Origin of the sequence: Paraclostridium dentum (genome assembly GCF_012922555.1) — a bacterium.
In the GTDB taxonomy this organism is placed as follows: Bacteria; Bacillota; Clostridia; order Peptostreptococcales; family Peptostreptococcaceae; genus Paraclostridium; species Paraclostridium dentum.
In genome coordinates, this window is sequence record NZ_WIPK01000002.1 from 24,096 (window position 1) to 48,679 (window position 24,584).

Genomic DNA, 24,584 nt, shown 5'->3' on the forward strand with positions numbered 1-24,584 from the left:
ATTTCATAAAATATAGTAAAAATTAAGATAAGGAGGAATGCTAAATGAAAACTAATGTAACAATAAAAGATGTAGCTAAAAAAGCAGGCGTTTCTATATCTACAGTATCTAGAGTAATAAATGATTCAAAACCAGTTACGGATGAAGTTAAACAAAAAGTATTAGACGTAATAAAAGAGACTGGTTATGTTCCAAATCCGTTGGCTAGAAGTTTAGTGACAAAGAAAAGTCAACTAATAGGAGTTATCGTACCAGAGGTATCAGATTCTTTTGTAAGTGAACTGGTAAACGGTATAGAGGAAGTTGCTAAAATGTATGACTATGATATATTATTAGCAAATACATACTCTGATAAAGAACAAGAATTAAAGAGCTTAAATTTATTAAGAGCTAAACAGGTAGAAGGTATCGTTATGATGTCTTGGAAAGTAGATGAAGAGCATTTAGAATATATACAAAATTGTAGAATGCCTGCTGTATATGTAAGTAAAACTGCTAGAAACTACGATGTATATTCAGTAAGTATAAGTAATACGGATGCAACATATGATATGACTAAATATCTTATAGATAAGGGTCATAAAAATATATCTTTCATAATGACAAGTGAAGATGATACTGTTTTAGAAGCAGAAAGATATTTAGGATTTGAAAAAGCTATGAATGACAGTAACCTAGAAATAGATAAATCTCTAGTAAAAAATGCTGGAACGACATATAAGTACGGGTACGATAGCATGAAAGAAATACTAGATGAAGGTAAAAAGCCTGATGCTGTATTTGTTACAGGGGATGAAGCAGCTATAGGAGCTCTTAACGCAATATGTGATGCAGGATATAAAGTACCTGAAGATATATCTGTTGCAGGATTTAATGATGCAAAAATAGCAGCTATGTATAGACCTAAATTAACTACAGTACACCAACCATTATATGATATGGGTGCTGTTGCAATAAGAATGGTAATAAAAATGATTGATAAGGAACCTTTAGAAAATAAAAAGGTTGAACTTCCATACAGAATAGTTGAGAGAGAAAGTGTAATAGACAGAAACTAATAAAAAAGCATGTTATCTAAAAGATAATGTGCTTTTTTTATTTTAATGATTTATATATTATTTTTTATTTATAAATACAAAGTGATATATAAATAAAAAATAATATATAAATAAATGAAAGGACTTTCGAAAAATATGTAGAAGCTATTAAATTACAAGACTAAAACCGTATTTCATAATTTTATTATATATATAGGGGGATTTTTGTATGAATAAAATAATTATAGACGGTAGAGACCTTACTATAGAAGATGTAGTAAATGTATCTCGAAATGGATATAAAGTTGAGTTAGGGGAAGAAGCGTTAAAAAAAGTTAAAATAGCAAGAGATTTAGTTGATAAATTTGTAGATGAACAAAAGGTTGTGTATGGAATAACTACAGGATTTGGAAAATTTTCAGATGTAACCATATCGAAAGAAGAGACTCATAACTTGCAAAGAAATCTAATTATAAGTCATGCATGTGGAGTGGGAAAACCTTTTGAAGAAGATATAGTAAGAGCTATAATGCTTCTGAGAATAAATAATTTATCAAAAGGATACTCTGGCGTAAGGATTGAAACTTTGAATACATTAGTAAATATGCTTAATAATAATGTCTGTCCAGTAATTCCGGAAAAAGGATCACTAGGTGCATCTGGAGACTTAGCTCCTTTATCACATATGGTACTTACTATGATAGGAGAGGGAGAGGCATTTTATGAAGGTGAAAAAATTACATCAGCAGAAGCTATGAAACTCGCTGGAGTAGATGTTTTACCAGAGCTATCATCAAAAGAAGGTTTAGCCCTTATAAATGGAACACAAGTTATGACTGCAGTAGGAGCACTTACAACGTATGATGCAATGAATTTATTAAAGCTTTCGGATGTTGCATTGTCGTTAACTATGGAATCGTTAAATGGAATTACATGTGCTATGGATGAAAGAGTACATTTGGTAAGAGCTCATAGAGGTCAAATCAACACTGCAAGAAATATACTAGAAATACTAAATGGAAGTGAGATGACAACAAAACAAGGTGATTTAAGAGTTCAAGATGCATATTCGATTAGATGTTCACCTCAAATCCATGGAGCAAGTAAAGATGCAATTGAGTACGTAAAAAATAAAATTAATATAGAAATCAATTCAGTAACAGACAACCCAATAATATTCCCAGAACAAGAAGATGTAATATCAGGTGGAAACTTCCATGGACAACCAATGGCTTTAAGTTTTGACTTTTTGGGAATAGCTTTATCAGAGATAGCTAACATATCAGAAAGAAGACTTGAAAGGTTAGTAAACCCAGCTTTAAGCAATGGCTTACCAGCATTTTTAACTAAAAATGGTGGAGTTAATTCAGGATTTATGATAGTTCAATATAGTGCAGCATCATTAGTTTCAGAAAATAAAGTATTAGCACATCCAGCTAGTGTAGATTCAATACCATCATCAGCAAATCAAGAAGACCATGTTTCTATGGGAACAATAGCAGCTAGAAAAGCAAAAGAAATAATGGAAAATACAAGAAATGTATTAGCTATGGAGTTATTAGCAGCAGCTCAGGCTATAGATTTAAGAGGTAAGAAAAAATTAGGCGTTGGTACAGATGCCGCATATAACGTTATAAGAAATCATACTAAATTTATAGACGAAGATTTAGTTATGTATAAAGAAATAAATAAATGTGAAGATATTATCAAAGAAAACTTAGTAGTAGAAGCTGTAGAAAAAGCTTTAAACAATGAACTTTTACTAAATGAAGAGGTTGCTTTAAGTGAAATATAAAACTGTATAAGGGAGTAGATATTATGGTTACTTTAGAAAAAGTTATGAATGTTACTAATGAAGAAATTAAAGATGCAATGACTATAAAATTGGATTATGTGCCAAGTGAAATACCACAATTTATAGAAGGCATAAGAAGAGCTCCAAAAAGAGAGGCGAAATTATCTCAATCAGATATAAAATTAGCATTAAATAACGCATTAAGATATATACCAGAAGAATATCATGAAAAATTAGCTCCAGAATTTTTAAATGAATTAATGACTACTGGAAGAATTTATGGATATAGATTTAGACCAGAAGGTAATATAAAAGCAAAAACAATAGATGAATATAAAGGAAACTGTACTGAAGCTAGAGCATTCCAAGTAATGATAGACAACAACTTGGATTTTGATATAGCCTTATATCCATATGAGTTAGTTACTTATGGAGAAACAGGCCAAGTTTTCCAAAACTGGATGCAGTACAATTTGATTAAAAAATATTTAGAAGTAATGAACCAAGATCAAACACTAGTAATACAATCAGGGCATCCTGTTGGATTATTTAAATCTAAGCCAGATGCGCCTAGAGTAATAATAACTAATGGTCTGATGATAGGAATGTTTGATAATCAAGAGGACTGGAAAAGAGCAGCAGCTATAGGTGTATCTAATTATGGGCAAATGACAGCTGGAGGATGGATGTATATAGGACCACAAGGTATTGTTCATGGTACTTACTCAACATTATTAAACGCTGGAAGGTTAATACTTGGAATACCAGAAAAAGATGATTTAGCTGGGAAACTATTTGTAACTTCAGGACTTGGAGGAATGAGTGGAGCTCAAGGAAAAGCTGTAGAAATCGCTGGTGGAGTAGGTATAATAGCTGAAGTTGATTATTCAAGAATAGAAACTAGATACACTCAAGGTTGGGTAAGTAAAGTTGCTAAAACATGCGAAGAGGCATTTATGTTAGCTAAAGAATGTATAGATAAAAAAGAAGCTTGTGCAATAGCTTATAATGGTAACATAGTGGATTTATTAGAATATGCAGTAGAAAAAGATATACATATAGATTTATTATCAGATCAAACATCTTGTCATGCTGTTTATGATGGAGGATATTGTCCTCAAGGTATAACTTTTGAAGAAAGAACAAAACTTTTAGCTAATGATAAAGATAAGTTTGTACAATTAGTAGATGAAACTCTAAAGGCTCACTTTAAAGTTATTCAAAAACTAACAAATAAAGGAAGTTACTTCTTTGATTATGGAAATAGTTTTATGAAAGCTATTTATGATGCTGGATGCCAAGAAATATCTAAAAATGGAGTAGATGAAAAAGATGGATTTATATTCCCATCATATGTTGAAGATATATTAGGACCTCAACTATTTGACTACGGATATGGTCCATTTAGATGGGTATGTTTAAGTGGTAAAAAAGAAGATCTAATAAAAACTGATAAAGCAGCTATGGATTGTATAGATCCAAATAGAAGATATCAAGATAGAGATAACTGGATATGGATAAGAGATGCTGAGAAAAATGGTTTAGTTGTAGGATCTCAGGCTAGAATACTTTACCAAGATGCTATGGGAAGAACTAATATAGCTCTTAAGTTCAATGAAATGGTAAGAAAAGGAGAAATAGGACCTGTTATGCTAGGTAGAGACCATCATGATGTGTCAGGAACAGATTCTCCATTTAGAGAAACATCTAATATAAAAGATGGAAGTAATATAATGGCTGATATGGCTACTCATTGCTTTGCGGGTAATGCAGCTAGAGGAATGAGTTTAATAGCTCTACATAATGGTGGTGGAGTAGGAATAGGAAAATCTATAAATGGTGGATTTGGAATGGTTCTTGATGGATCTCATAGAGTAGATGAAATATTAAGAACAGCTATGCCTTGGGATGTTATGGGAGGAGTTGCTAGACGTGCTTGGGCTAGAAATGAAAATTCTATAACAACAGTTATGGAATACAACAAAATGTGTTATGGTCAAGACCATATAACACTACCATATATAGTAGATGAAGATTTAATAAATCAAGTTATAGAGGCAAGTAAATAATAAGGTTAAAATTTTAAGTTACTGAGCTTATTGCGCTAGCGTAGTAACTTAAAATTTATATATAACATAACTATTAAAATTAGAATATAGGGGGAGAATTAATATGGCTATAGTGCAATGTGTACCTAATTTTAGTGAAGGTAGGGATTTAGAAAAAATTGAAAAAATAGTATCACCACTTAGAGGAAAAGAGGGAGTTAAGCTTTTAAACTATGAAGCAGATAAGGATTATAATAGAGTAGTAGTTACTGTTATAGGTGAGCCTAAGGCAGTTAAAAACGCAGTGTTAGAGGCTATAGGGGTAGCTAAAGATTTAATAGATATGAATACTCATAAAGGACAACACTCTAGATTTGGAGCTACAGATGTTTGCCCATTTATACCTATAAAGGGCATGACAATGGATGAAGCTGTAGAGCTTGCAAAAGAGTTAGGTGAAGATGTTGCAAAATTATATAATATACCAGTATTTTTATATGAATGTGCAGCTTCAAAACCTGAAAGAGAAAATCTAGCTAAGGTAAGAAAAGGAGAGTATGAAGGATTAGATGCTAAATTTGAAGACCCTAATTGGGCACCTGATTTTGGACAAGCTAAAAAGCATCCTAATGCAGGTGCTATAGCTATAGGAGCTAGAAAACCTTTGATAGCTTATAATATAAACTTGGATACTCCAAATATAGATATAGCATCAAGCATAGCAAAAACTATAAGACACTCAAGTGGAGGATATAAATTTATAAAAGCTGGTCCTGTAGAGATTCCAGAAAGAGGAATAACTCAGGTTACTATGAATTTAACTGATTATTCAAAAACTGCTATGTATAGAGCTTTTGAAGCTGTGAAAATGGAAGCGAAAAGATATGGAGTTAATGTAATGGGAAGCGAAATAGTAGGGCTTTGTCCTATGGAAGCTTTAGTTGATTGTGCTTCTTATTATTTAGGACTTGAAAATTTCTCTTTAGATAAAGTTCTAGAGACTAGTTTAATGGAGTAGAATATATGGTTGCTGATCTAATTATTAAAAATATAGGAAAACTAGCTACTATGAAAGGTGATGCACCTTTTATAGGAAAAGCGATGAATGATATAGAAATAATAGAAAATGCATATGTTGCAATAAAAGATGGTAGATTTTGCGATATAGGAGTAGATTATGGTTATAAACATCTAATAAATCAAAACACAGAAATTAAAGATGCAGAAGGAAAATTGGTAACTCCAGGGCTTATAGATGCACATACACATCTAGTTCATGGAGGAAGTAGAGAGAATGAATTTGCAAAAAAACTTGCAGGAGTGCCTTACTTAGAAATATTAAAAAGTGGAGGAGGAATATTAAGTACAGTCAAAAGTACTAAAAGTTCTACGTTTAAAGAGTTATATGAAAAAGCATATAAAAGTTTAGATAGAATGTTAGAATTTGGAGTAACAACAGTAGAAGCAAAAAGTGGATATGGATTAGAAATAGATACAGAAATAAAACAATTAGAGGTAGCTAAAGCTTTAAGCGAAAAACACCCTATAGATTTAGTTAGTACTTTTTTGGGTGCTCACGCGATTCCTGTTGAATATAAAGAAAATCCGAATGAATTTGTAGATATTTTGATAAATGAGATGATGCCAAAGGTTAAGGATCTTGATTTAGCTGAATTTTGTGATGTATTTTGTGAGGATGCAGTATTTGATATAAAACAGACTAGAAAAATATTTAAAAGAGCAAAAGAACTAGGGTACAAGTTAAAAATACACGCGGATGAAATAGTTTCTTTAGGTGGAGCTGAGCTTTCAGCTGAAATGGGATGTATATCGGCTGATCACTTAATGGCAGCTAGTGATAATGGGATAATGGCGATGGCTGATAAAGGTGTTATTGCCAATATTCTTCCAGGAACATCTTTTAACCTAAATAAAAACTACGCTGATGCTAGAAAAATGATAAACTCTGGAGTTGCAGTGTCTTTATCTAGCGATTATAATCCAGGAAGTTGTCCAAGTGAAAATCTTCAGTTTGTAATGCAGTTAGGTTGTCTAGGGCTTAAAATGACTCCTTATGAAGTTTTAAGTGGTGTTACAATAAATGCTGCATGTGCAATAGATAGAGATAGTGAAATTGGATCCATTGAAATAGGAAAAAAAGCTGACTTAGTAATATTTGACGCTCCAAATGTGGAGTACTTAATGTATCATTTTGGTATAAATCACACACATTGTGTATATAAAAATGGAGAGCTTGTTGTAAATAATAAACAAATACTAAAAAAAGAAACTGAGAGTATTTTAAGTTAGTTATTATTAAAAATCTTTAAGGGAGGATTTTAATATGAAATTAGTTGAAATGACAGTAGAAGACTTTTCAAAAGAAGTAGATTCAAACTCTCCTGCACCAGGGGGAGGGTCAGTTTCAGCTCTAGCATCAAATATAGGTGTAAGCTTAGCTAGAATGATGGCCAACTTGAGTTTTGGAAAGAAAAAATATGAGAGCTTGGATGAAGATATACGAAAAGAATTTACAGAAAGATTTAATAAATTAGGAGATATAAGAGAAGAATTATTAATATTAGTAGATAAAGATACTGAATCATTTGATGCATATATGAAAGCATTAAAAATGCCTAAAGAAACAGATGAAGAAAAAATTGTTAGAAAAGAAGCTATAAAATGTGCAACTGAATTTTCTATAGAGGTGCCTTTTAAAACAGCATCTATATCTTTAGAATCTTTAAAACTATTAAGTTTTATGGCTAAGTATGGAAATCAAAATGCAATTACGGATATAGGTGTAGGAACTCTTCTTATATACACAGGTATAGAAGGGGCTATACTTAATGTTAAAGTGAATTTACTTGGATTAGATGATGAGTCTATGGTAAATGAATATACTAAAGATTGTAATACTATATTAAATAAAGCTTGTGAGATTAAAGATGAGATACTTGGAAATATACATAATGATCTAAATCCAATTAAAGCGTAAAAAAATGTAACCTATATAGGTTACATTTTTTATTTATATATTTATTCATCTTGTTTTTTTACTTTTTTTACAACCTTTTTAACTTTTTTACTTGGAGTGCTTTCTTCAGTTGTTTTTTCAGATTTACCAGACTTACCAGATTTAGTTTTTTTCTTGCTATCAGATTTGTTTGAATTAGAATTCTTAGAGTTTTTAGAATCTTTACTTGGTTGATCTGAAGACTTAGACTTTTTAGCTTTTTTACTACTTATCTTATCTTTAGCTTCAGCAGCAGAAATTTTAGTCATTATACTATCTATTTTCTTTCTTTGATTTTCATCTAAAAAAGTTTTAAACTTTTCAACAACTTCTTCTTTTCCTTGAAGTGTTTTTCCTATTTTAACAAGTTCATCCATAAGTTCATCTTCTGATTTATCTTTATAGCCATCTGCTATTTCTTCGATTTTGCCTTTATCAATATTTTTTTCCTTTGCGAATTTTTCCATTGCTTCTTTATCTATTTTTTTCATAAAAGCACCTCTTTCAATAATATATATTTGATTATGTTCATATTATTTATATATAGAAGTATCTAATAAATTATGATTAATAATATGAAAAAATAAAAAATACCTATAAATAATATATATGCGAATTTATAAAAAAAGTAACAATAATAGTAAATAAAACATAGTTTATATATTAGGAGTAGTATATAGTAAGGGGTGACAAAGGTGAACAGTTTACTATTTATATTAGGGATGATAGCTTTAAGTAATGGAAATATATCATTATTAGACAATAAAACTGGTAGTTTAGATATAAATCAAGAAATGGGAAGTATGAGGTCAAAATTAAATAAGAAAAATAATAAAATTAAGTTGAAAAACAAATTTAGACCAAAAAATATCGAAGATGAAGAAATTGATATAGAAGAAGATGAAGACGAGTTTGTTGATGAATCTGAGTATATCGACCCAGTATCTAGTTTTAACATAAATGATCTTGATAAAGGAATGAAAATGTTAGAATTAAGTGATGATGATTTAGATAGAGGTTTAGAAATAATAACCAGAACTAAAAAGTATATGGATAAAGATGAACGAAAAGTATTAATAAAAATAGAGAGCGTTTTAGATTTAGTAAGAGGCATAAAAAAACTTAGTAGTGTTGATTTGGTAGATAACGAAGATGAATCAGATTTTTTTAGAAGCATGGAAGAAGAAGATAAAAAAAATATGATGATTAAAGAGATAATAGAGGTTTTTCCGGAGAGCAAAAAAGAATCTGTTGAGAGAGCGATAGACATGAAAAAGAAAATTGAACTATTTGCAGAACTGTTCTTGCCTGATGATATAGGAGAAGAAAATAGTTCTGGATTTAGTTTAAGTTCATTGGCTAGTATAAATAATATAGGAAGTTTAAATAACTTGAAGCTTTTAGGTAATCTTTTAAGAAGTGATAATAAACAGAGCAATTATACAAAAAATAATAAATATGATCATGTAAATAAAGAAGAAAATGAGGAAGAAAATGATTTTGAAGATATGTTAGATGAAGATGAAAACTATGAAACAGATGACTATATAGACTATGATTATGTAAGGATAGATAAATAAAAGTAGAAAAAGAACGAAAAATTTATAAATTTGCTAATTAAAAATGCTTTCAAAAATTTGAAATTTATTATATAATAAAAATATGAAATCCTGGAGCATGCGACAGTGCCTATTTAAATTCAACCGACAAAGTTTGAACGGGAGTATGAGTTTAGTGGTGGATAAAATGCCCCTTCATAATTATGGGGGACTTTAAAAACTGCTAGTAGTACACCCACCTGGGAGATTCTCGGGTATGAATTTAGAGGGCCATCGGTGTTCTGGGGTAAAAAAAGTATTGTGATTTTCACAATACTTTTTTTATTACTATCAATTGTAAAAGTTGCCTAATATTCCAAAAGGATCTTTGCTTACAAAAACATTGGTAGATACATAATCCTTATCAGACAAATAATTAGATTTAAAACAAGCTCTTATAAACTTATCGTTTATGCTAAACTCATCCTCGTATGATTCACTCCAACTACAACCTAAATCATCAGAACAACAAGTATATAAAATATTTTTATGCACATAAGATATGAATATTGAAGAATTATATTTTAATATAGATGGATATAAATATAATGATCCATCTGTTATAAATTTATTTACGCTTTCATCAAATGAATTATTATTTAGATATCCATTTAAATATTTAATACTGTACTTAAAATCATTGCTTTCACAATATGTTATGTGATAAAAGTTAAGTTTATCTTTTAGAACAGATAGATATATTTTATTTTCTAAAGAATTAGTTATGCATAGAGGATCATTCCAACTTAGGTTACTTAAATTAAAATTTGTGCAATAAACTTGTGGAAACTCGTTATTTTCTTTAAAGTAAAAAATTGTTGGAACTTTTTCATTAAAATAAATTGTAAAGTTATCCAAAACAGGTAAATTTATAAAATCAACTTTATTTTCAAACCATTGTTTACCATTATTATAATGATGGAATAAGATAGTAGTGGCACAATCTTTATTAGTTAGATAATAAAATATATGTATTGTATTGTTTATAAATTTTATGTATGGAAACGTTATAGTATAGTTTTCAGAGTCATAATCTATTGTATGGAGAGTTAAAAATTTATTACTATCATTATTTAGTTTTAAAATGTTTATTTTAGAATCTAAAAATATTCCATATACATTATCATTTGAATCTATATCAAAATAATAACTAGAAAAATCAATAGGAACAAGTGTTATACTTTCAGAATGAACCATTGAATTGCTATTTTTAAAATATTTATAGCGCAGTCCATTTTCACTTTTTATAAGGATCATATCTTTATTAGATTTTCTTATAACATATGAACATTCATTAAAAAATCCCATAACTACCTCCTAAAATATATATTCTATAAATATATATTAACTCAGCAGTAAATTATTCTAATAAGAATTAATTAATAAAAGACTAATTAAGTAACAATTAGCAAAATACATGCATATTATTAATTAGGCATAAACAAGAGCCTACATTTTTATAAGACGATCAAAAGGGAGGCCAAAACTGAATGAAGGATTTAATGAGAGCCAAAAAAGTAGTTAACAAAAGAATAATACAGCCTAATCAAAATATAGAGCAAGGAAGAAGCTATATAGAAACAAATGAAATAGAAGAGGAGCTAAGAGGATGCAAGCCACAATGCCATCCATATGTACAATGTGATTGTAATAATGATTGCAATAATGATTGCAACCATCATAATCATAATTGTGGATGTAATCCAGGATGCTGTGATTGCAAAGATGAAGAAGATTGTACAGACAATTGCTTCCCAAACCCTTGTCCAGAAGAGTGTGCTCATCCTTTAGTACCACCAAAATTTCCAATATCACAAGCAGCATTGTTTCCGATAGAAACTAATAGAATATTTGATACTATAATGTTTAGAGTATTTACAGATGGTAAAATGGCGAATGGAGAAGATTTAAACTTTGATTTTGAATTAGGTAGTTTACGTGGACCATTGCCAAATGCTACTCAAACTAATGCTACTATAGAGAAAGTTTGTATAAATTATTCAAGTATAAGAATAAATCCAGGAACAACATCTTTAGAGAATTTAAGCATTGATAAGGTTAATAAACATGGTAGAAGATGTGAAACAATATTTGAATATGATGTGTGTGGTCAATTAAATAGATGCTGCAACGAGAAGTGTTTGGGACAAAATGTAGTTTATAAACAAAAAGGATTAAATGTTATAGTTAAAGATTTAGAAATAGAATTAATAGGTAGATTTGGATGTTCTGAGTTTACAGCTATAGCTACACCAGTTGAGAAGTGCCATAAAGGCGATGAATCAAATGAGGTAGTATTCTTTTTTAACACTTTATCAAGTGATATAGTAGTTCCAGCAGATGGAAGAGGTTTTACGCTAAGACAAGATTTCCAAACTCAACTAACAGTTGACTGCATAGGAAAAGCAATAATAACTCAACACATAGTAAACAATAAACCTTGCTTTGAGTTAGAAATTCCTAATGGAATAGACTTAGTGCTATGCTTACAAAATATAGTTAGTGTATTAATAGAAGAACAAATAGTAGTTTTAGGTGGACCTACAAGAATAAAACCTAGATTAGTAGACACATTTGGTAATGTTTGCGATTTCTCTCAATTCAATGGAGATTGTGAAGAAAAACATGATCACTGCCATAAAGATAATAAGTGCTAATCAAAAAAATACACTGATATTGAAAATAAAAAGAGCATTGATAAAATCAATGCTCTTTTTATTTTCAATATTTTATAGTATCACAGTACTTAAACAAAATATTACTAGTTTTTACATTTGAAAAGTATGACCAGCGTTTTTCAGTATCATTATAAACCATGGACTCTAAATCTATTTTATTTTTTGACTTAACATAGTAGGAGCATATAATATAGTTATTTGATACGTTAATAGTATAAAGAGGAAGCTTACTTTTAAAAGCATTTTTAATATCGAACTCTATAAGTTCATTATTATAAAAATTATAGTTTAAATGATATATATTGTGATAATGCTTGTTTAGAGACTTAGAAAAAAATATATTTATAGAATTATTCAATGAATACATAGAGAGTTTACAAATTTTTTTCGAACTAACATTTAACTTAAATGATGATATCAAATTCAAAGAACTATTATTATACGTGTAATAATAAAAGTAATTTTTTAAGTCTATAAAACAAATATGAATTTCATCATACTTATCGATTATTGCTGAGTATAAATAAACATTATTTGAAATGTTTTCAATTTTGTTTGTATAATTTTTTATGTATAAACAATTATTTTTATTAAAAATAGATAAAGACAAACTCGCATCTTTATTTAGAATAATCATAAAAGTAACCACCTCAGTATAATGATTTTAAAGATTTAAATAAAACATGAGAATTAAATGCAAAAGTTATGATAGGAACTATCGTAAGAATCAATATATAGCCCCATAAGCCAACATCTGGTATTGGAAGTATAAAGTATAGGCAAAGTGTTTGTATAATCATAGAGGAGATTCCTATAACGCTAGAGATAAACTCCTTTCCAATAGAATGAAGAATACCAGAAATTACATGATTTAAACTTAAGAATAAAGGAACTAAGCACATGTATTTTAAATAAAATCCTGCAACTTTATTTTTGAAAGTATATAAGCAAATTTCTTCTCCGAATAAATAAAATATTAAAGAACATAAAAATCCCATAACAACAGTTAGAACCAAAGCAAATAATATCTTCCTTTTTATAGATTTAATATTTTTTCTACTTACATCCAATGATATGCTAGGTATTATATTTACAACCAACGCAGAAACTAGCATAAATGGAAGGTAGACAAACGGAAATACCATACCTGCAATAGTTCCATAAATTCCTAAAGCAGTTGTATATGTAATTCCGGAAAGAGCTAGCCTAGATGGAATAATCATAGAACTAATAGAATTTAAAACTATATTAGACATACGATTGCAGGTAATAGGGATTGACATTTTAACTGTATTATATGAGGATTTTATAAACTCTTTTATATCTATAGTGTACTTATTGTCTATATATGGCTTTCGAGCTAATCCTAGTGTCATAAGTGATAAACTTATACATTCTCCTATTGATATACCTATTATTGCAGATAGACAGATTAAAGTTGGATCATTAAAGTTTTTTACTATCAAATAAACAAAAACAATTTTTGAAATTTGTTCTAAAACTTGAGAGACAGCAGGTATATCAACTTGCTTTATTCCATAATAGTATCCTCTTACAATATTTGAAAGTGTTATAGCTATTATTGATGGACAAAGAGCAAGTATAAATATAGAGCTATTATTGCTATGTAATAATTTAATCGATAAAGATTCAGAGCTAACTGACACAAAAAAAGCAATAAGTGATGCTATAAAAAAGGATATATATATTGCCGATATAAGAAGAGCATTTGTACTATGTTTATCATTAAATGCATTTTTTCTTGCAACTAAACAACTAAGAGCAGTTGGTATTCCTGTTGTGGTAAGAGCTATACAAATCATTAAAAAGTTAAACACCATGTGATATATTCCTAAGTGAACCTCTGATAAATTATTTGATAAAAATATCTTATATAAAAAACCTATTATTCTGACTATAAAATTAGATAAAAAAAGCACTAAAGTTGAATATACAAGATTAGGAATCTTCAAATATATCACCTCCTATCTTAAGTTATATTCAATAATTAATATAAAAATGAAAAAAATAACTCGTATCTAAAAAGATAGAGTTATTTTTTATGTTTGATAGTTAAAGTGAATTTTTTATTTGTTTAAAATATTTTTTATACTTATAAATTGAGGCTTCATTTTATCAAAAGTTGTTACATATTTAAATCCAAGTTCATCAAGTCTATTATATATATAATCAAACTTATAAGCTACTTGAGATGGTATATGAGAATCGGACCCAGTAGTTATTATCTCCCCACCAAGTTCTTTATACATTTTTAGTATATAGTTTGAAGGTGTTAAGTCTTTTAGCCCGTATCTAAAACATGACGTGTTTATTTCTATACCTTTTCCACTATGAATAACTTCTTTTAAAATTGATTCTAATATATCAGAAAAAAGTTTATCATCAAGTTCTTCATTGTAATCTCCATATCTCTTAATTAAATCAAGATGTCCTAAAACAGAATAATCTTTATAATTTTTAACTATATAATATAAAAGTTCATAATACTTTTCGTAAGCTTCGTGTTGAGATTTATCATTAAAGAAAGTTCCATTGTACAAATCAATCTTATCTATTGCATGCATTGAACAAATAACAAAATCGAATGGATAGCTTTTTATATCATTTGAGCATTTTTCTATGATATGAGGTTGAACTCCCATTTCAATTCCTTTTTTTATAGTAATTTGATTTTTAAATTTATCTTTAAGATTATCAATACTTTTTAAGTAAGATATATAGTCTGTTTCAAATGGAACATCACTTATTATGTCGTAGTCAACATGATCAGTAAAACAGATTTCTTTTAAGCCTAAATCAATAGATTTTTTGACCATATCTTCCATAGGTGTTTGACTATCTCCGGAAAAGTTTGAATGCATATGATAATCGTAGTACATAATTAGTATCCCCTTTTTTTATAAATTTTGGTATTATATATACATAATAATATCAAATATAGTTATAGGCATCAATAAACACATGTACAACAATATCATTTGAAGTGGTGATTAAATGGATAAATATAAGTTAGTAATAGAAGATAATAGTCCAAAGTATTTACAAATTTATAATCATATAAAAACAATGATTATAAATAATGAAATAGAAGTAAATAAAAAGCTTCCACCTATAAGATCTATAGCAAAGCTATTAAATGTTAATAACACTACAATAGTAAAGGCATATGAATTATTAGAAAAAGAAGGATATGTATATAAAATTATTGGTAGTGGAACATTTGTGTCAGACACTAGAGTAAAAGCAAATAGTGATGAAAACACACCTATGGAAGGAATAATTAGATTTGACAATGGGAATCCTTCAATAGATATGTTTCCAGTAGAAGAGTTTAAAAAATCCATAAATATAGCTCTTGAAAAAGAAGGAAATTCAATGTTTGAATATGATGATGGATTAGGGTTTATAAAGTTAAGGTCTAAACTCGTAGAATACTTAAAAACTCTAAATATAAATACTAATAAAGATAATATACAAATTATATCTGGAGCTCAACAAGGTATAGATATAGTTTGTAAAGGTTTAATAAACTACTCAGATTTAGTATTTGTTGAGGAACCAACTTACAGAGGAGCACTTGAAGTATTTAAAAATAGAGGGTCAAAAATTATAAGTATACCGATGTTAGAAGATGGAATAGATATAGGTATACTTAAGCTGAAACTTGAAAAAATAAGACCGAAGATACTTTATACAATGCCTAATTACCAAAATCCAACTGGAATATCTTACTCAGAATATAAAAAGAAAAAGTTAATTGAATTAGCTGAAAAATATGATTTTTATATATTAGAGGACGATTTTATGAGCGATTTGAAATTTGAATCAACAGAACATTATCCTCTTAGAAGTTATGATGATAAGGGAAGGGTAATTTATATAAAAAGTTTCTCTAAATTACTTATGCCAGGGATTAGAATAGGATTAGTTGAAATGCCTAATGAAATTTTAAATAAAATACTATGGGCAAAATATTCCTCAGATATATCAACATCAGGTATAATTCAAAGGTCTATGTATTATTATATGGAAAACTTCAACTGGAACAACTACATAAAAAATGTAGAGGATGCTTATTATGAAAAATTTAAATTAGCACTAGAACTTATACAAAGTAAATTAGCTAATAAACTTAAAATAAAAGTACCTACAGGAGGAATAAATTTCTTTCTGGAATTACCAAGAGGATACTCAGCAAAAGCATTTAGTAAATTCTTAAGAAAAAAAGGAGTAGCTATTTTATCAGGTGGGCACTTCTTTGACACATCTATAGACGATAGATTTTTTAGAATAAATATTGCACAAACAAGCTTAGATGAAATACAAAAGGGAATAGATATAATATCGGATAATATAGATGAATTTTTAAAATACTACAAAAACACAGAAGAATTTAAAGAAAATAAATTATTTTTTTAGGAGTGAATAATATGAATAACGAATTTGATAAAAAGAAATTAAATAGAATAAATGAATTGGCAAAAAAGCATAAAGGTGAAGGCTTAACTGAAGATGAACATAAAGAAAGAGAAGGATTAAGAAAAGAATATTTAGAACATTTTAGAGGTCATTTTAGATCAAGATTAGAAAACATAAAAGTAGTTTCACCAGAGGAATATGAAGAAGCAATGAAAAACAAAAAGAACTAGAAAAATTTAACATTTGACAAATGCAAGTGTGCTATAATTATCACGAGGGTATTTTAATAAAGAAAGGGAGTATTAAGTATGAATTTAAGACATGAATTTAAAAATGCATGGGAACAAATTAAAGAAAACAAAGAACTTGATGCTGTGATGAATTACTCAAATGAATACATGAAGTTCCTAGATGCTGGTAAAACAGAAAGAACTTCAGCAAGAGAGATAATAAGACAAGCTAAAGAACATGGTTTTATATCAATAAACGATGCGATATCATCAGGATGTTTAACTGCAGGTACTAAAGTATATGCAGAAAATAAAGATAAAGGCGTTGCTTTATTTGTAATTGGACAAGAAGAATTACAAAAAGGAATGAGAATTGTTGGGGGACATATAGATTCTCCAAGATTAGATTTAAAACCAAATCCATTATATGAAGATGGAAATTTAGCTCTTTTCAAAACTCACTACTATGGTGGAATAAAAAAATATCAATGGACAGCATTACCACTTGCAATACATGGTGTAGTTATACTACAAGATGGAACTAAAGTTGATATATGTATAGGTGAAGATGATAATGATCCAGTATTTTGCATAACAGATCTATTAATACATTTAGCAGGAGATCAAATGCAAAAAAAATTAGCTGATGGAGTAACTGGTGAAGGCTTAAATCTTTTAGTAGGGCATATGCCATTAGAAGGTGAAGAGAAAGATGCAGTTGAAGCTAATGTACTTAAATTATTAAATGAAAAATATAACATGACTCAAAAAGATTTCTTAACAGCTGAGATAGAAATTGTTCCAGCTGGTAAAGCTAGACATTTAGGATTTGATAAAGGAATGGTTATAGCTTATGGTCATGATGATAGAGTTTGTTCATATGCAGCTGTAAAATCTATATTTGATATTGAAAATCCAAAATATACTGCAGTAGCATTATGTGTAGATAAAGAAGAAGTTGGATCTCAAGGAAATACAGGAATGCAATCTAAATTCTTTGAAAATGCAGTAGCTGAACTTATAAACTTACAAGGAGATTATTGTGATCTTAAAGTAAGAAGAGCTATGGCAAATTCAAAAGTTTTATCAGCTGATGTTTCAGCTGGATTTGATCCAACATACCCAGATGTTTTAGATAAGAGAAATGCATGTTTTATGGGACATGGTTTAGCTTTAACTAAATACACAGGAGCAAGAGGTAAAGGTGGATGCAATGATGCTAACGCTGAATTTGCTTCAGAAGTAAGAAGAATATTTGATAAAGCTAATGTTGTTTGGCAAATATCAGAACTTGGTAAAGTTGACCAAGGTGGCGGTGGAACTATCGCTTACATATTAGCTGAATATGGTGCAGAAGTAATAGACTGTGGAGTTGGTGTATTAAATATGCATGCTCCATATGAGATAGTATCTAAAGCAGATATATATGAAATGTATAAAGGATATAAAGCTTTCTATGAAATAGAAGCTTAATATAAAAAAAGATAAGTGATTAATCACTTATCTTTTTTTATATGTTCTAAATTAAAATAGTCACATACTCCATCTAAGAATTTATACTCAAGAGGAGTAAAAGCTTTTTTCTTAGAGTATATAAAATAAAATTTTCTATCAAAACTCATATTTTTAATTCTATAGAAGTTTAACTTATTTGAGTTTATATCTTCAATAATTGAAGTGTAAGATACAAATGAAACCCCAAGTCCTAACTTAACCATTTCTTTTATTGATTCATTAGATTCAACGTAAGCAATTGTATCTAAGCTATTAAGCGGTATTTTGTTTGATTTTAACTTATTAATCACTATACTTTGAGTCCCAGAACCGTCTTTTCTCATTATAAATTTTAAATTATAAAGTTTTTCTATATCAATAAAACCATTTTCATTTTCTATAATTAAATTTTTAGGAGCAATTAAAACTAGCTCATCATCTATTAAATCTATATATTCAATTTGTTTATTGTTTACCTTAGAACCTACAAATCCAAAACTTATACGTTCATTTAAAATTTCTGATATAGCATCTTGAGAATCATAACGACTTATACTAAATTTAACATTTGGATAATTAGTATAAAAACTTTTTAAAAAGTCAGGAAGTATATATGTTTCAGGTATAGAACTACATGCAAGATCTATGACCCCTTCTATCTTTCCGCTATATTCCTTTATATCATAAACAGCTTTTTTGCAATTATTTAAAATATAAATAGCGTGTTCATATAATATTTCGCCTGCCTTTGTAAGTGTAATTACTTTATTATTTCTATTAACTAGTACTGTATCAAGGCTTTTTTCAAGATTTTGAATATGGGCACTAACTGTAGGTTGTGTAAGAAAAAGCTCTTTAGCAGCTTTAGAAAAGCTATTATATTTAGCTACAGCTACAAAAACTTCAAGTTGTTTTAAGTCCATAAAAATATCCTCCCCCTAAATATGTCCTTACATATTATAACACACAAAAAAGTATCTAGGATAAAATAAAAATTAAATGTCAATATACGGAATAAGTCTTACAAAAATATTACAATATAACTTTTTAGGTTATTTAATGTAAATAAATAATATATAATTAGATATAAGTAAATTTAGGAGGATTAGTGTATGAAAAAAAGTTTGCTAATTAGCATTATGCTAATAGTCATACTAATGTTCTCAGGATGCAGTATGAAAAGTGGAAAAAAAGTAGACAAAGCTACTCAACAAAAAAATATAACTAAAATTCAAAATGATGTTAGTGAAGTTATGGGGAAAAATTATGAATATGTTATGGATACTATGGGAGATCCATATATGACGACATATTATATAAATACAGAAAAATATGGGGAGTTTGAACATTTAGATAAAGAAGGAATTTTAAAAAATCTAAATATTAAAATGGTATATCCAAAAGAAGGGTATGAAAGTAGTGCTTTATATGTAGATATAAGCAAAGACAAAGTTGTTGACGTAGAAAGCGATGAATTTGTTGGATTATCTTCTGGATTCGAAGATTTACCTCAAAAGGCAAAATCGGCTAACGTAATAGTTGATTTTTATAATGATCAAGCATTTATTGATTCTAGTAAAGTTGATTTAAAATCAATAAAATCTTATATAGGTAAAAATATTGAAGAGTTAGTTAGAGATACTAGCTTAGATATGCCAAATGCGGTTGCATATAGTAAGAACAAAGAAAAAATTATAAATTATTATATTTTACAAAGCAAAAACAATAACACAGTTTTTGTTGTATCAGTAACTGAAGATAAGGGGAAAATTTTAGATATAACACAGGTTTCAGATGCTTCATTGATAAAAGAATTAATAAATATGTCAAATTAAAAAATACTCTCTATATTTTAAATATAGAGAGTATTTTGTTTACTTACTTATAGTATATATAACAAAATAATGTAAATAATAAATTAGTGAGTATAAAACTAAATTACATAATGTAAGTATATATAGGAGGCTTAATTTATGAGTAAACAAATAATTACTATAGATGGAAATACTGCAGCGGCACATGTTGCGTATGCATTTACAGATGTTGCAGCTATATTCCCTATAACTCCATCATCAACAATGGCTGAGGTTGTAGATGAGTGGGCTGCACAAGGAAGAAAAAATATATTTGGACAAAAAGTTAGTGTTGTAGAGATGCAGTCAGAAGCAGGAGCAGCAGGAGCATTTCATGGATCATTACAGTCTGGAGCTCTAACAACAACATTTACAGCATCTCAAGGATTACTGCTTATGATTCCTAACATGTATAAGGTATCAGGAGAATTGCTTCCTGGAGTATTTCATGTAAGTGCGAGAGCTATTGCATCTCAGGCTTTATCTATATTTGGAGACCATCAAGATGTTATGGCAGCAAGACAAACTGGATGTATATTATTGGCATCAAGTTCTGTTCAAGAAGTTGCAGACATAGCTCCAGTTGCTCATTTAGCTGCTATAAAAGGAAGACTTCCGGTTATACATTTCTTTGATGGATTTAGAACATCACATGAAATACAAAAAATAGAAGTTTTAGATTATGAAGACTATGCAAAACTTATAGATCAAAAAGCACTACAAGAATTTAGAGAAAGAGCATTATCTCCAAATCATCCAGTGACAAGAGGTACTGCTCAAAATCCAGATATATATTTCCAAACTAGAGAAGCTTCTAACAAATATTATGAAAATATCGTACCTATAGTTGAAGAGTATATGAATGAAATGAATAAACTTACTGGTAGAAACCATGGTTTATTTGATTACTTTGGGCCAGAAGATGCAAAACACATAATAGTTGCAATGGGTTCAGTGACTGAAACTATAGAAGAAACTATAACTTATTTAAATGGACAAGGTGAAAAATATGGATTAGTAAAAGTTCATTTATATAGACCGTTTTCTATAAAACACTTTATGGATGTAATACCATCAAGTGTAGAAAGAATTTGTGTTTTAGATAGAACTAAAGAACCAGGATCTATAGGAGAACCATTATACTTAGATGTGAAATCAGCATTTTATGAAAATGAAAAAACACCTATGATAATAGGCGGAATATATGGACTTGGATCTAAGGATACAACTCCAGCAGATATAAAGTCTGTATATGACAATTTAAAATCTAGTAACCCTAAAAATCAATTTACAGTAGGTATAGTAGATGATGTAACTAATAAATCTATAGATGTAGATAGAAACTTTAAAATAAGACAAGAAGGAACTATAAGATGTAAGTTCTGGGGATTAGGATCAGATGGTACAGTTGGAGCTAACAAACAAGCTATAAAGATAATAGGTAATAATACTGACATGTTTGCTCAAGCATATTTTGCATATGATTCTAAAAAATCTGGTGGTATAACAATGTCTCACTTAAGATTTGGTAAAACTCCTATAAAATCTACTTATCTTATAGATGAAGCTGATTATATTGCTTGTCATAACCAATCTTATGTAACAGAATATGATTTATTAAAAGGGCTTAAAAAAGGTGGAGTATTTGTACTTAACTGTATATGGGGTAAAGAAGAATTAGAAAATCATTTACCAGGTAGAATCAAAAATTATATAGCTGAAAATGATATAGAATTCTATACTGTTAATGCAACAAAAATAGCTGAAGAGATAGGTCTTGGAAATAGAATAAATATGATAATGCAATCGGCATTTTTCAAATTAGCAAAAATAATACCAGAACAAGATGCTATAGATTATTTAAAAGATTCTATTAAAAAAGCCTATGGTAAAAAAGGTGAAAAAGTAGTAAACATGAACTATGAAGCAGTTGAAAAAGGTATGAGTTCAATAGTGAAAATAGATATACCACAAGATTGGAAAACTGCAAAAGATAGTATTAAAGAAAAAAATGAACCAAAATTTATAACAAACATATTAAGACCAATGAATGCACAAGAAGGTGATAATTTACCAGTAAGTGCATTTAATGGAATCGAAGATGGAACGTTCCCTAATGGTACAGCAGCTTATGAAAAACGTGGAATAGCAATAAATGTACCTGAATGGATATTAGAAAATTGTATTCAATGTAATCAATGCTCATATATATGTCCACATTCTACTATAAGACCATTTTTATTAAATGAAGAAGAAGTCAATAAAGCACCAAAGAGCTTTACAACTAAGAAAGCTATAGGTAAAGGATTTGAAGGACTACAATATAAAATACAAGTTGATACTATGGACTGTACTGGATGTGGAAACTGTGCAGATGTATGCCCAGCTAAGGAAAAAGCATTAGTAATGAAACCTCTTGATACTCAAATAGGTATAGAAATACCAAATTGGGATTTTGCAGTATCACAAGTTTCAGATAAAGGAGACATAATGAGTCCAAATAGCGTTAAGGGAAGTCAATTTAGACAACCACTTATAGAATTCTCTGGAGCATGTGCAGGTTGTGGAGAAACTCCATATATCAAGTTAGTAACTCAACTATTTGGAGATAGAATGATGATAGCAAATGCAACAGGATGTTCATCTATTTGGGGAGGATCAGCTCCATCTACTCCATATACTATAAACCATGAAGGTAAAGGTCCTGCTTGGGCAAACTCTTTATTTGAAGACAATGCTGAATTTGGATATGGGATGTATTTAGGAGTTAAACAAATAAGAAATAGAATAGAGAATTTAATTACAGAACTAGTTGGAATGAATATTGATGAAGAAAGTAAAAAAGCATTTAACTATTGGTTAGAAAGTAAAAATGATGGATTAGAATCAGCTTGTGCATCAGAAGGTGTAAAAAAAGCTATAAGTAATATTAAAGGATCGGATGAAAAAGTTTCTTGTTTAATAAGTCAAATAAAAGAATTAGAAGATTACCTTGTAAAAAGATCTCAATGGATACTTGGAGGAGATGGATGGGCATATGATATCGGATATGGTGGATTAGATCATGTTCTAGCATCAGGTGAAGATGTTAATGTTTTAGTATTTGATACAGAAATTTATTCAAATACTGGAGGACAAGCTTCAAAATCAACTCCAGTTGCAGCAATGGCTAAATTTGCAGCAGCAGGTAAGAGAACAAAGAAAAAAGATTTAGGTAGAATGGCAATGACATATGGTAATGTTTATGTAGCACAAGTTTCATTAGGTGCAGATAAAAATCAATTAATAAAAGCTATAATAGAAGCTGAAAATTACAATGGACCATCACTTATAATCTGCTATGCACCATGTATATCTCATGGATTAAAAGAAGGTATGGGCAGAACTATTGCAAATGAAGAACAAGCTGTTAAATGTGGATACTGGCATTTATATAGATTTAATCCACAATTAAAGTATGAAGGTAAAAATCCATTTACATTAGATTCTAAAGAACCAACAGAAAGCTTTAAAGATTTCTTAATGGGACAAGTTAGATATTCAGCTATAGCTAAACAATTCCCAGATATAGCTCAAGAGTTATTTGATATGACAGAAGAAAATGCAAAAGAAAGATATGAAATATATAAGTTATTATCACAACAAATGTAATTAAAAAAGAGAGAATTTTATTCTCTCTTTTTTCTAATTGAGTTTTTATAGAATAATAATATATTGATTTGTAAATTATATACTAGAAGACACTTTAAGGAGGACATAAAAATGGCGAATAAACCATTAGTGAGTAATGCAAAGCAGGCTTTAAATGAAATGAAATTAGAAATAGCCAATGAATTAGGTCCCTTGAATCTTAATTTAGAACAAAGTAATATTTCATTTAATAAAAATGAAGATATACCTGGAAGTTTAGGAGCAGTTATGTCTAAAAAATTAGTTCAAATGGGAGAAGAAATTCTATTAAGAGAATACAATAATAAAAAATAATATTAAATTTAAATTCTAGAATTTATTTAAGGTTATTTTAAGTTTTAGAATTTATAATAATCTTATAACAAAATAAAAAACTATCAAAATACCTTCCCTTAAAAATCACTTACATTGTGTAAGTGATTTTTTTATTTAAAAAAATAAAAGAGCTTCAACAAAACAGTTGAAGCCCTTCTAAAACCTTATTGGTGCCGGTTGTGGGACTTGAACCCACACGGTATCACTACCAACGGATTTTGAGTCCGCCCCGTCTGCCGATTCCAGCAAACCGGCTTGTTACAATTCTATTATAACAGTAATAAAAACGTTTTGCAATATATTTAGCCTTAATATACATTCAATAATATGGTAATATTAAATATAATACGAATTGGCAATAATAGAGAGGATAAATAATTAGGAGTGATA

The 24,584-nt window shown here is 28.9% G+C and carries 20 protein-coding genes, 1 tRNA gene and 1 other RNA gene; 15 read left to right on the top strand and 7 right to left on the bottom strand.

Annotation, left to right across the window (positions count from 1 at the left end; translation table 11 throughout):
* Positions 1–44: 44 nt before the first annotated feature.
* The 6 genes from GFJ41_RS06085 to GFJ41_RS06110 all read left to right on the top strand — a co-directional run bounded on the left by GFJ41_RS06085 (position 45) and on the right by GFJ41_RS06110 (position 7,878).
* Complete coding sequence (locus GFJ41_RS06085; protein WP_035114670.1) at positions 45–1,058, top strand: LacI family DNA-binding transcriptional regulator; 1,014 nt, start codon at positions 45–47, stop codon at positions 1,056–1,058.
* Positions 1,059–1,266: 208 nt separating this feature from the next.
* A complete protein-coding gene (gene hutH, locus GFJ41_RS06090) occupies positions 1,267–2,832 on the top strand; it encodes a histidine ammonia-lyase (protein WP_035114668.1) in 1,566 nt (521 codons plus the stop codon).
* Positions 2,833–2,855: 23 nt separating this feature from the next.
* Positions 2,856–4,901: a urocanate hydratase gene (gene hutU / locus GFJ41_RS06095; RefSeq protein WP_226888378.1), complete on the top strand. Its 2,046-nt coding sequence runs from the start codon at positions 2,856–2,858 to the stop codon at positions 4,899–4,901.
* 103 nt (positions 4,902–5,004) lie between these two features.
* On the top strand, positions 5,005–5,898 hold the full coding sequence (gene ftcD / locus GFJ41_RS06100; RefSeq protein WP_021428609.1) for a glutamate formimidoyltransferase: 894 nt from the start codon (positions 5,005–5,007) through the stop codon (positions 5,896–5,898).
* A gap of 5 nt (positions 5,899–5,903) precedes the next feature.
* On the top strand, positions 5,904–7,190 hold the full coding sequence (gene hutI / locus GFJ41_RS06105; RefSeq protein ID WP_035114664.1) for an imidazolonepropionase: 1,287 nt from the start codon (positions 5,904–5,906) through the stop codon (positions 7,188–7,190).
* A gap of 34 nt (positions 7,191–7,224) precedes the next feature.
* On the top strand, positions 7,225–7,878 hold the full coding sequence (locus GFJ41_RS06110; protein WP_035114662.1) for a cyclodeaminase/cyclohydrolase family protein: 654 nt from the start codon (positions 7,225–7,227) through the stop codon (positions 7,876–7,878).
* Positions 7,879–7,919: 41 nt separating this feature from the next.
* On the opposite strand, the gene GFJ41_RS18690 is transcribed toward GFJ41_RS06110, so the two are convergent.
* Positions 7,920–8,387 carry a hypothetical protein gene (locus GFJ41_RS18690; RefSeq protein ID WP_021428654.1) on the bottom strand — a complete coding sequence of 156 codons (468 nt, stop codon included), beginning with the start codon at positions 8,385–8,387 and terminating at the stop codon, positions 7,920–7,922.
* Positions 8,388–8,591: 204 nt separating this feature from the next.
* On the opposite strand from GFJ41_RS18690, the gene GFJ41_RS06120 reads away from it, so the two are divergent.
* On the top strand, positions 8,592–9,476 hold the full coding sequence (locus GFJ41_RS06120) for a hypothetical protein (RefSeq protein ID WP_332841121.1): 885 nt from the start codon (positions 8,592–8,594) through the stop codon (positions 9,474–9,476).
* A gap of 84 nt (positions 9,477–9,560) precedes the next feature.
* A non-coding RNA gene (gene ssrS, locus GFJ41_RS06125) (6S RNA) lies at positions 9,561–9,747 on the top strand.
* A 38-nt stretch (positions 9,748–9,785) separates the two neighbouring features.
* On the opposite strand, the gene GFJ41_RS06130 is transcribed toward ssrS, so the two are convergent.
* Entirely contained in the window at positions 9,786–10,802 is a 1,017-nt protein-coding gene (locus tag GFJ41_RS06130; protein ID WP_035114660.1) for a hypothetical protein, read from the bottom strand.
* Positions 10,803–10,984: 182 nt separating this feature from the next.
* Here GFJ41_RS06130 and GFJ41_RS06135 point away from each other — a divergent pair, with 182 nt between their 5' ends.
* Positions 10,985–12,151, top strand: coding sequence for an exosporium morphogenetic protein CdeC (locus GFJ41_RS06135; RefSeq protein ID WP_052169067.1), 1,167 nt, complete (start codon positions 10,985–10,987; stop codon positions 12,149–12,151).
* A gap of 64 nt (positions 12,152–12,215) precedes the next feature.
* On the opposite strand, the gene GFJ41_RS06140 is transcribed toward GFJ41_RS06135, so the two are convergent.
* The 3 genes from GFJ41_RS06140 to GFJ41_RS06150 all read right to left on the bottom strand — a co-directional run bounded on the left by GFJ41_RS06140 (position 12,216) and on the right by GFJ41_RS06150 (position 15,072).
* Entirely contained in the window at positions 12,216–12,809 is a 594-nt protein-coding gene (locus tag GFJ41_RS06140; protein WP_170074905.1) for a hypothetical protein, read from the bottom strand.
* Positions 12,810–12,822: 13 nt separating this feature from the next.
* On the bottom strand, positions 12,823–14,154 hold the full coding sequence (locus tag GFJ41_RS06145) for an oligosaccharide flippase family protein (RefSeq protein WP_152333239.1): 1,332 nt from the start codon (positions 14,152–14,154) through the stop codon (positions 12,823–12,825).
* 105 nt (positions 14,155–14,259) lie between these two features.
* The gene (locus GFJ41_RS06150; protein ID WP_035114653.1) at positions 14,260–15,072 is read right to left on the bottom strand and encodes a histidinol-phosphatase HisJ family protein; all 813 of its coding nucleotides are present in this window, start codon (positions 15,070–15,072) and stop codon (positions 14,260–14,262) included.
* A gap of 115 nt (positions 15,073–15,187) precedes the next feature.
* Between GFJ41_RS06150 and pdxR the strand changes: the two genes are divergently transcribed.
* The 3 genes from pdxR to GFJ41_RS06165 all read left to right on the top strand — a co-directional run bounded on the left by pdxR (position 15,188) and on the right by GFJ41_RS06165 (position 18,315).
* A complete protein-coding gene (gene pdxR / locus GFJ41_RS06155; protein ID WP_035114651.1) occupies positions 15,188–16,612 on the top strand; it encodes a MocR-like pyridoxine biosynthesis transcription factor PdxR in 1,425 nt (474 codons plus the stop codon).
* A gap of 11 nt (positions 16,613–16,623) precedes the next feature.
* Positions 16,624–16,842: a DUF896 domain-containing protein gene (locus tag GFJ41_RS06160; protein WP_021428585.1), complete on the top strand. Its 219-nt coding sequence runs from the start codon at positions 16,624–16,626 to the stop codon at positions 16,840–16,842.
* Positions 16,843–16,920: 78 nt separating this feature from the next.
* Entirely contained in the window at positions 16,921–18,315 is a 1,395-nt protein-coding gene (locus GFJ41_RS06165; protein ID WP_035114649.1) for an aminopeptidase, read from the top strand.
* Between the two features lie 23 nt (positions 18,316–18,338).
* On the opposite strand, the gene GFJ41_RS06170 is transcribed toward GFJ41_RS06165, so the two are convergent.
* The gene (locus GFJ41_RS06170) at positions 18,339–19,259 is read right to left on the bottom strand and encodes a selenium metabolism-associated LysR family transcriptional regulator (protein WP_170074906.1); all 921 of its coding nucleotides are present in this window, start codon (positions 19,257–19,259) and stop codon (positions 18,339–18,341) included.
* A gap of 189 nt (positions 19,260–19,448) precedes the next feature.
* On the opposite strand from GFJ41_RS06170, the gene GFJ41_RS06175 reads away from it, so the two are divergent.
* From GFJ41_RS06175 to GFJ41_RS06185, 3 genes are all read left to right on the top strand, one after another.
* The gene (locus tag GFJ41_RS06175; RefSeq protein ID WP_170074907.1) at positions 19,449–20,171 is read left to right on the top strand and encodes a hypothetical protein; all 723 of its coding nucleotides are present in this window, start codon (positions 19,449–19,451) and stop codon (positions 20,169–20,171) included.
* Positions 20,172–20,309: 138 nt separating this feature from the next.
* Complete coding sequence (gene nifJ / locus GFJ41_RS06180; RefSeq protein WP_035114645.1) at positions 20,310–23,840, top strand: pyruvate:ferredoxin (flavodoxin) oxidoreductase; 3,531 nt, start codon at positions 20,310–20,312, stop codon at positions 23,838–23,840.
* Between the two features lie 111 nt (positions 23,841–23,951).
* A complete protein-coding gene (locus GFJ41_RS06185) occupies positions 23,952–24,173 on the top strand; it encodes an alpha/beta-type small acid-soluble spore protein (RefSeq protein WP_021432026.1) in 222 nt (73 codons plus the stop codon).
* A gap of 189 nt (positions 24,174–24,362) precedes the next feature.
* On the opposite strand, the gene GFJ41_RS06190 is transcribed toward GFJ41_RS06185, so the two are convergent.
* A tRNA-Leu gene (locus tag GFJ41_RS06190) sits at positions 24,363–24,449 on the bottom strand.
* Positions 24,450–24,584: the final 135 nt, after the last annotated feature.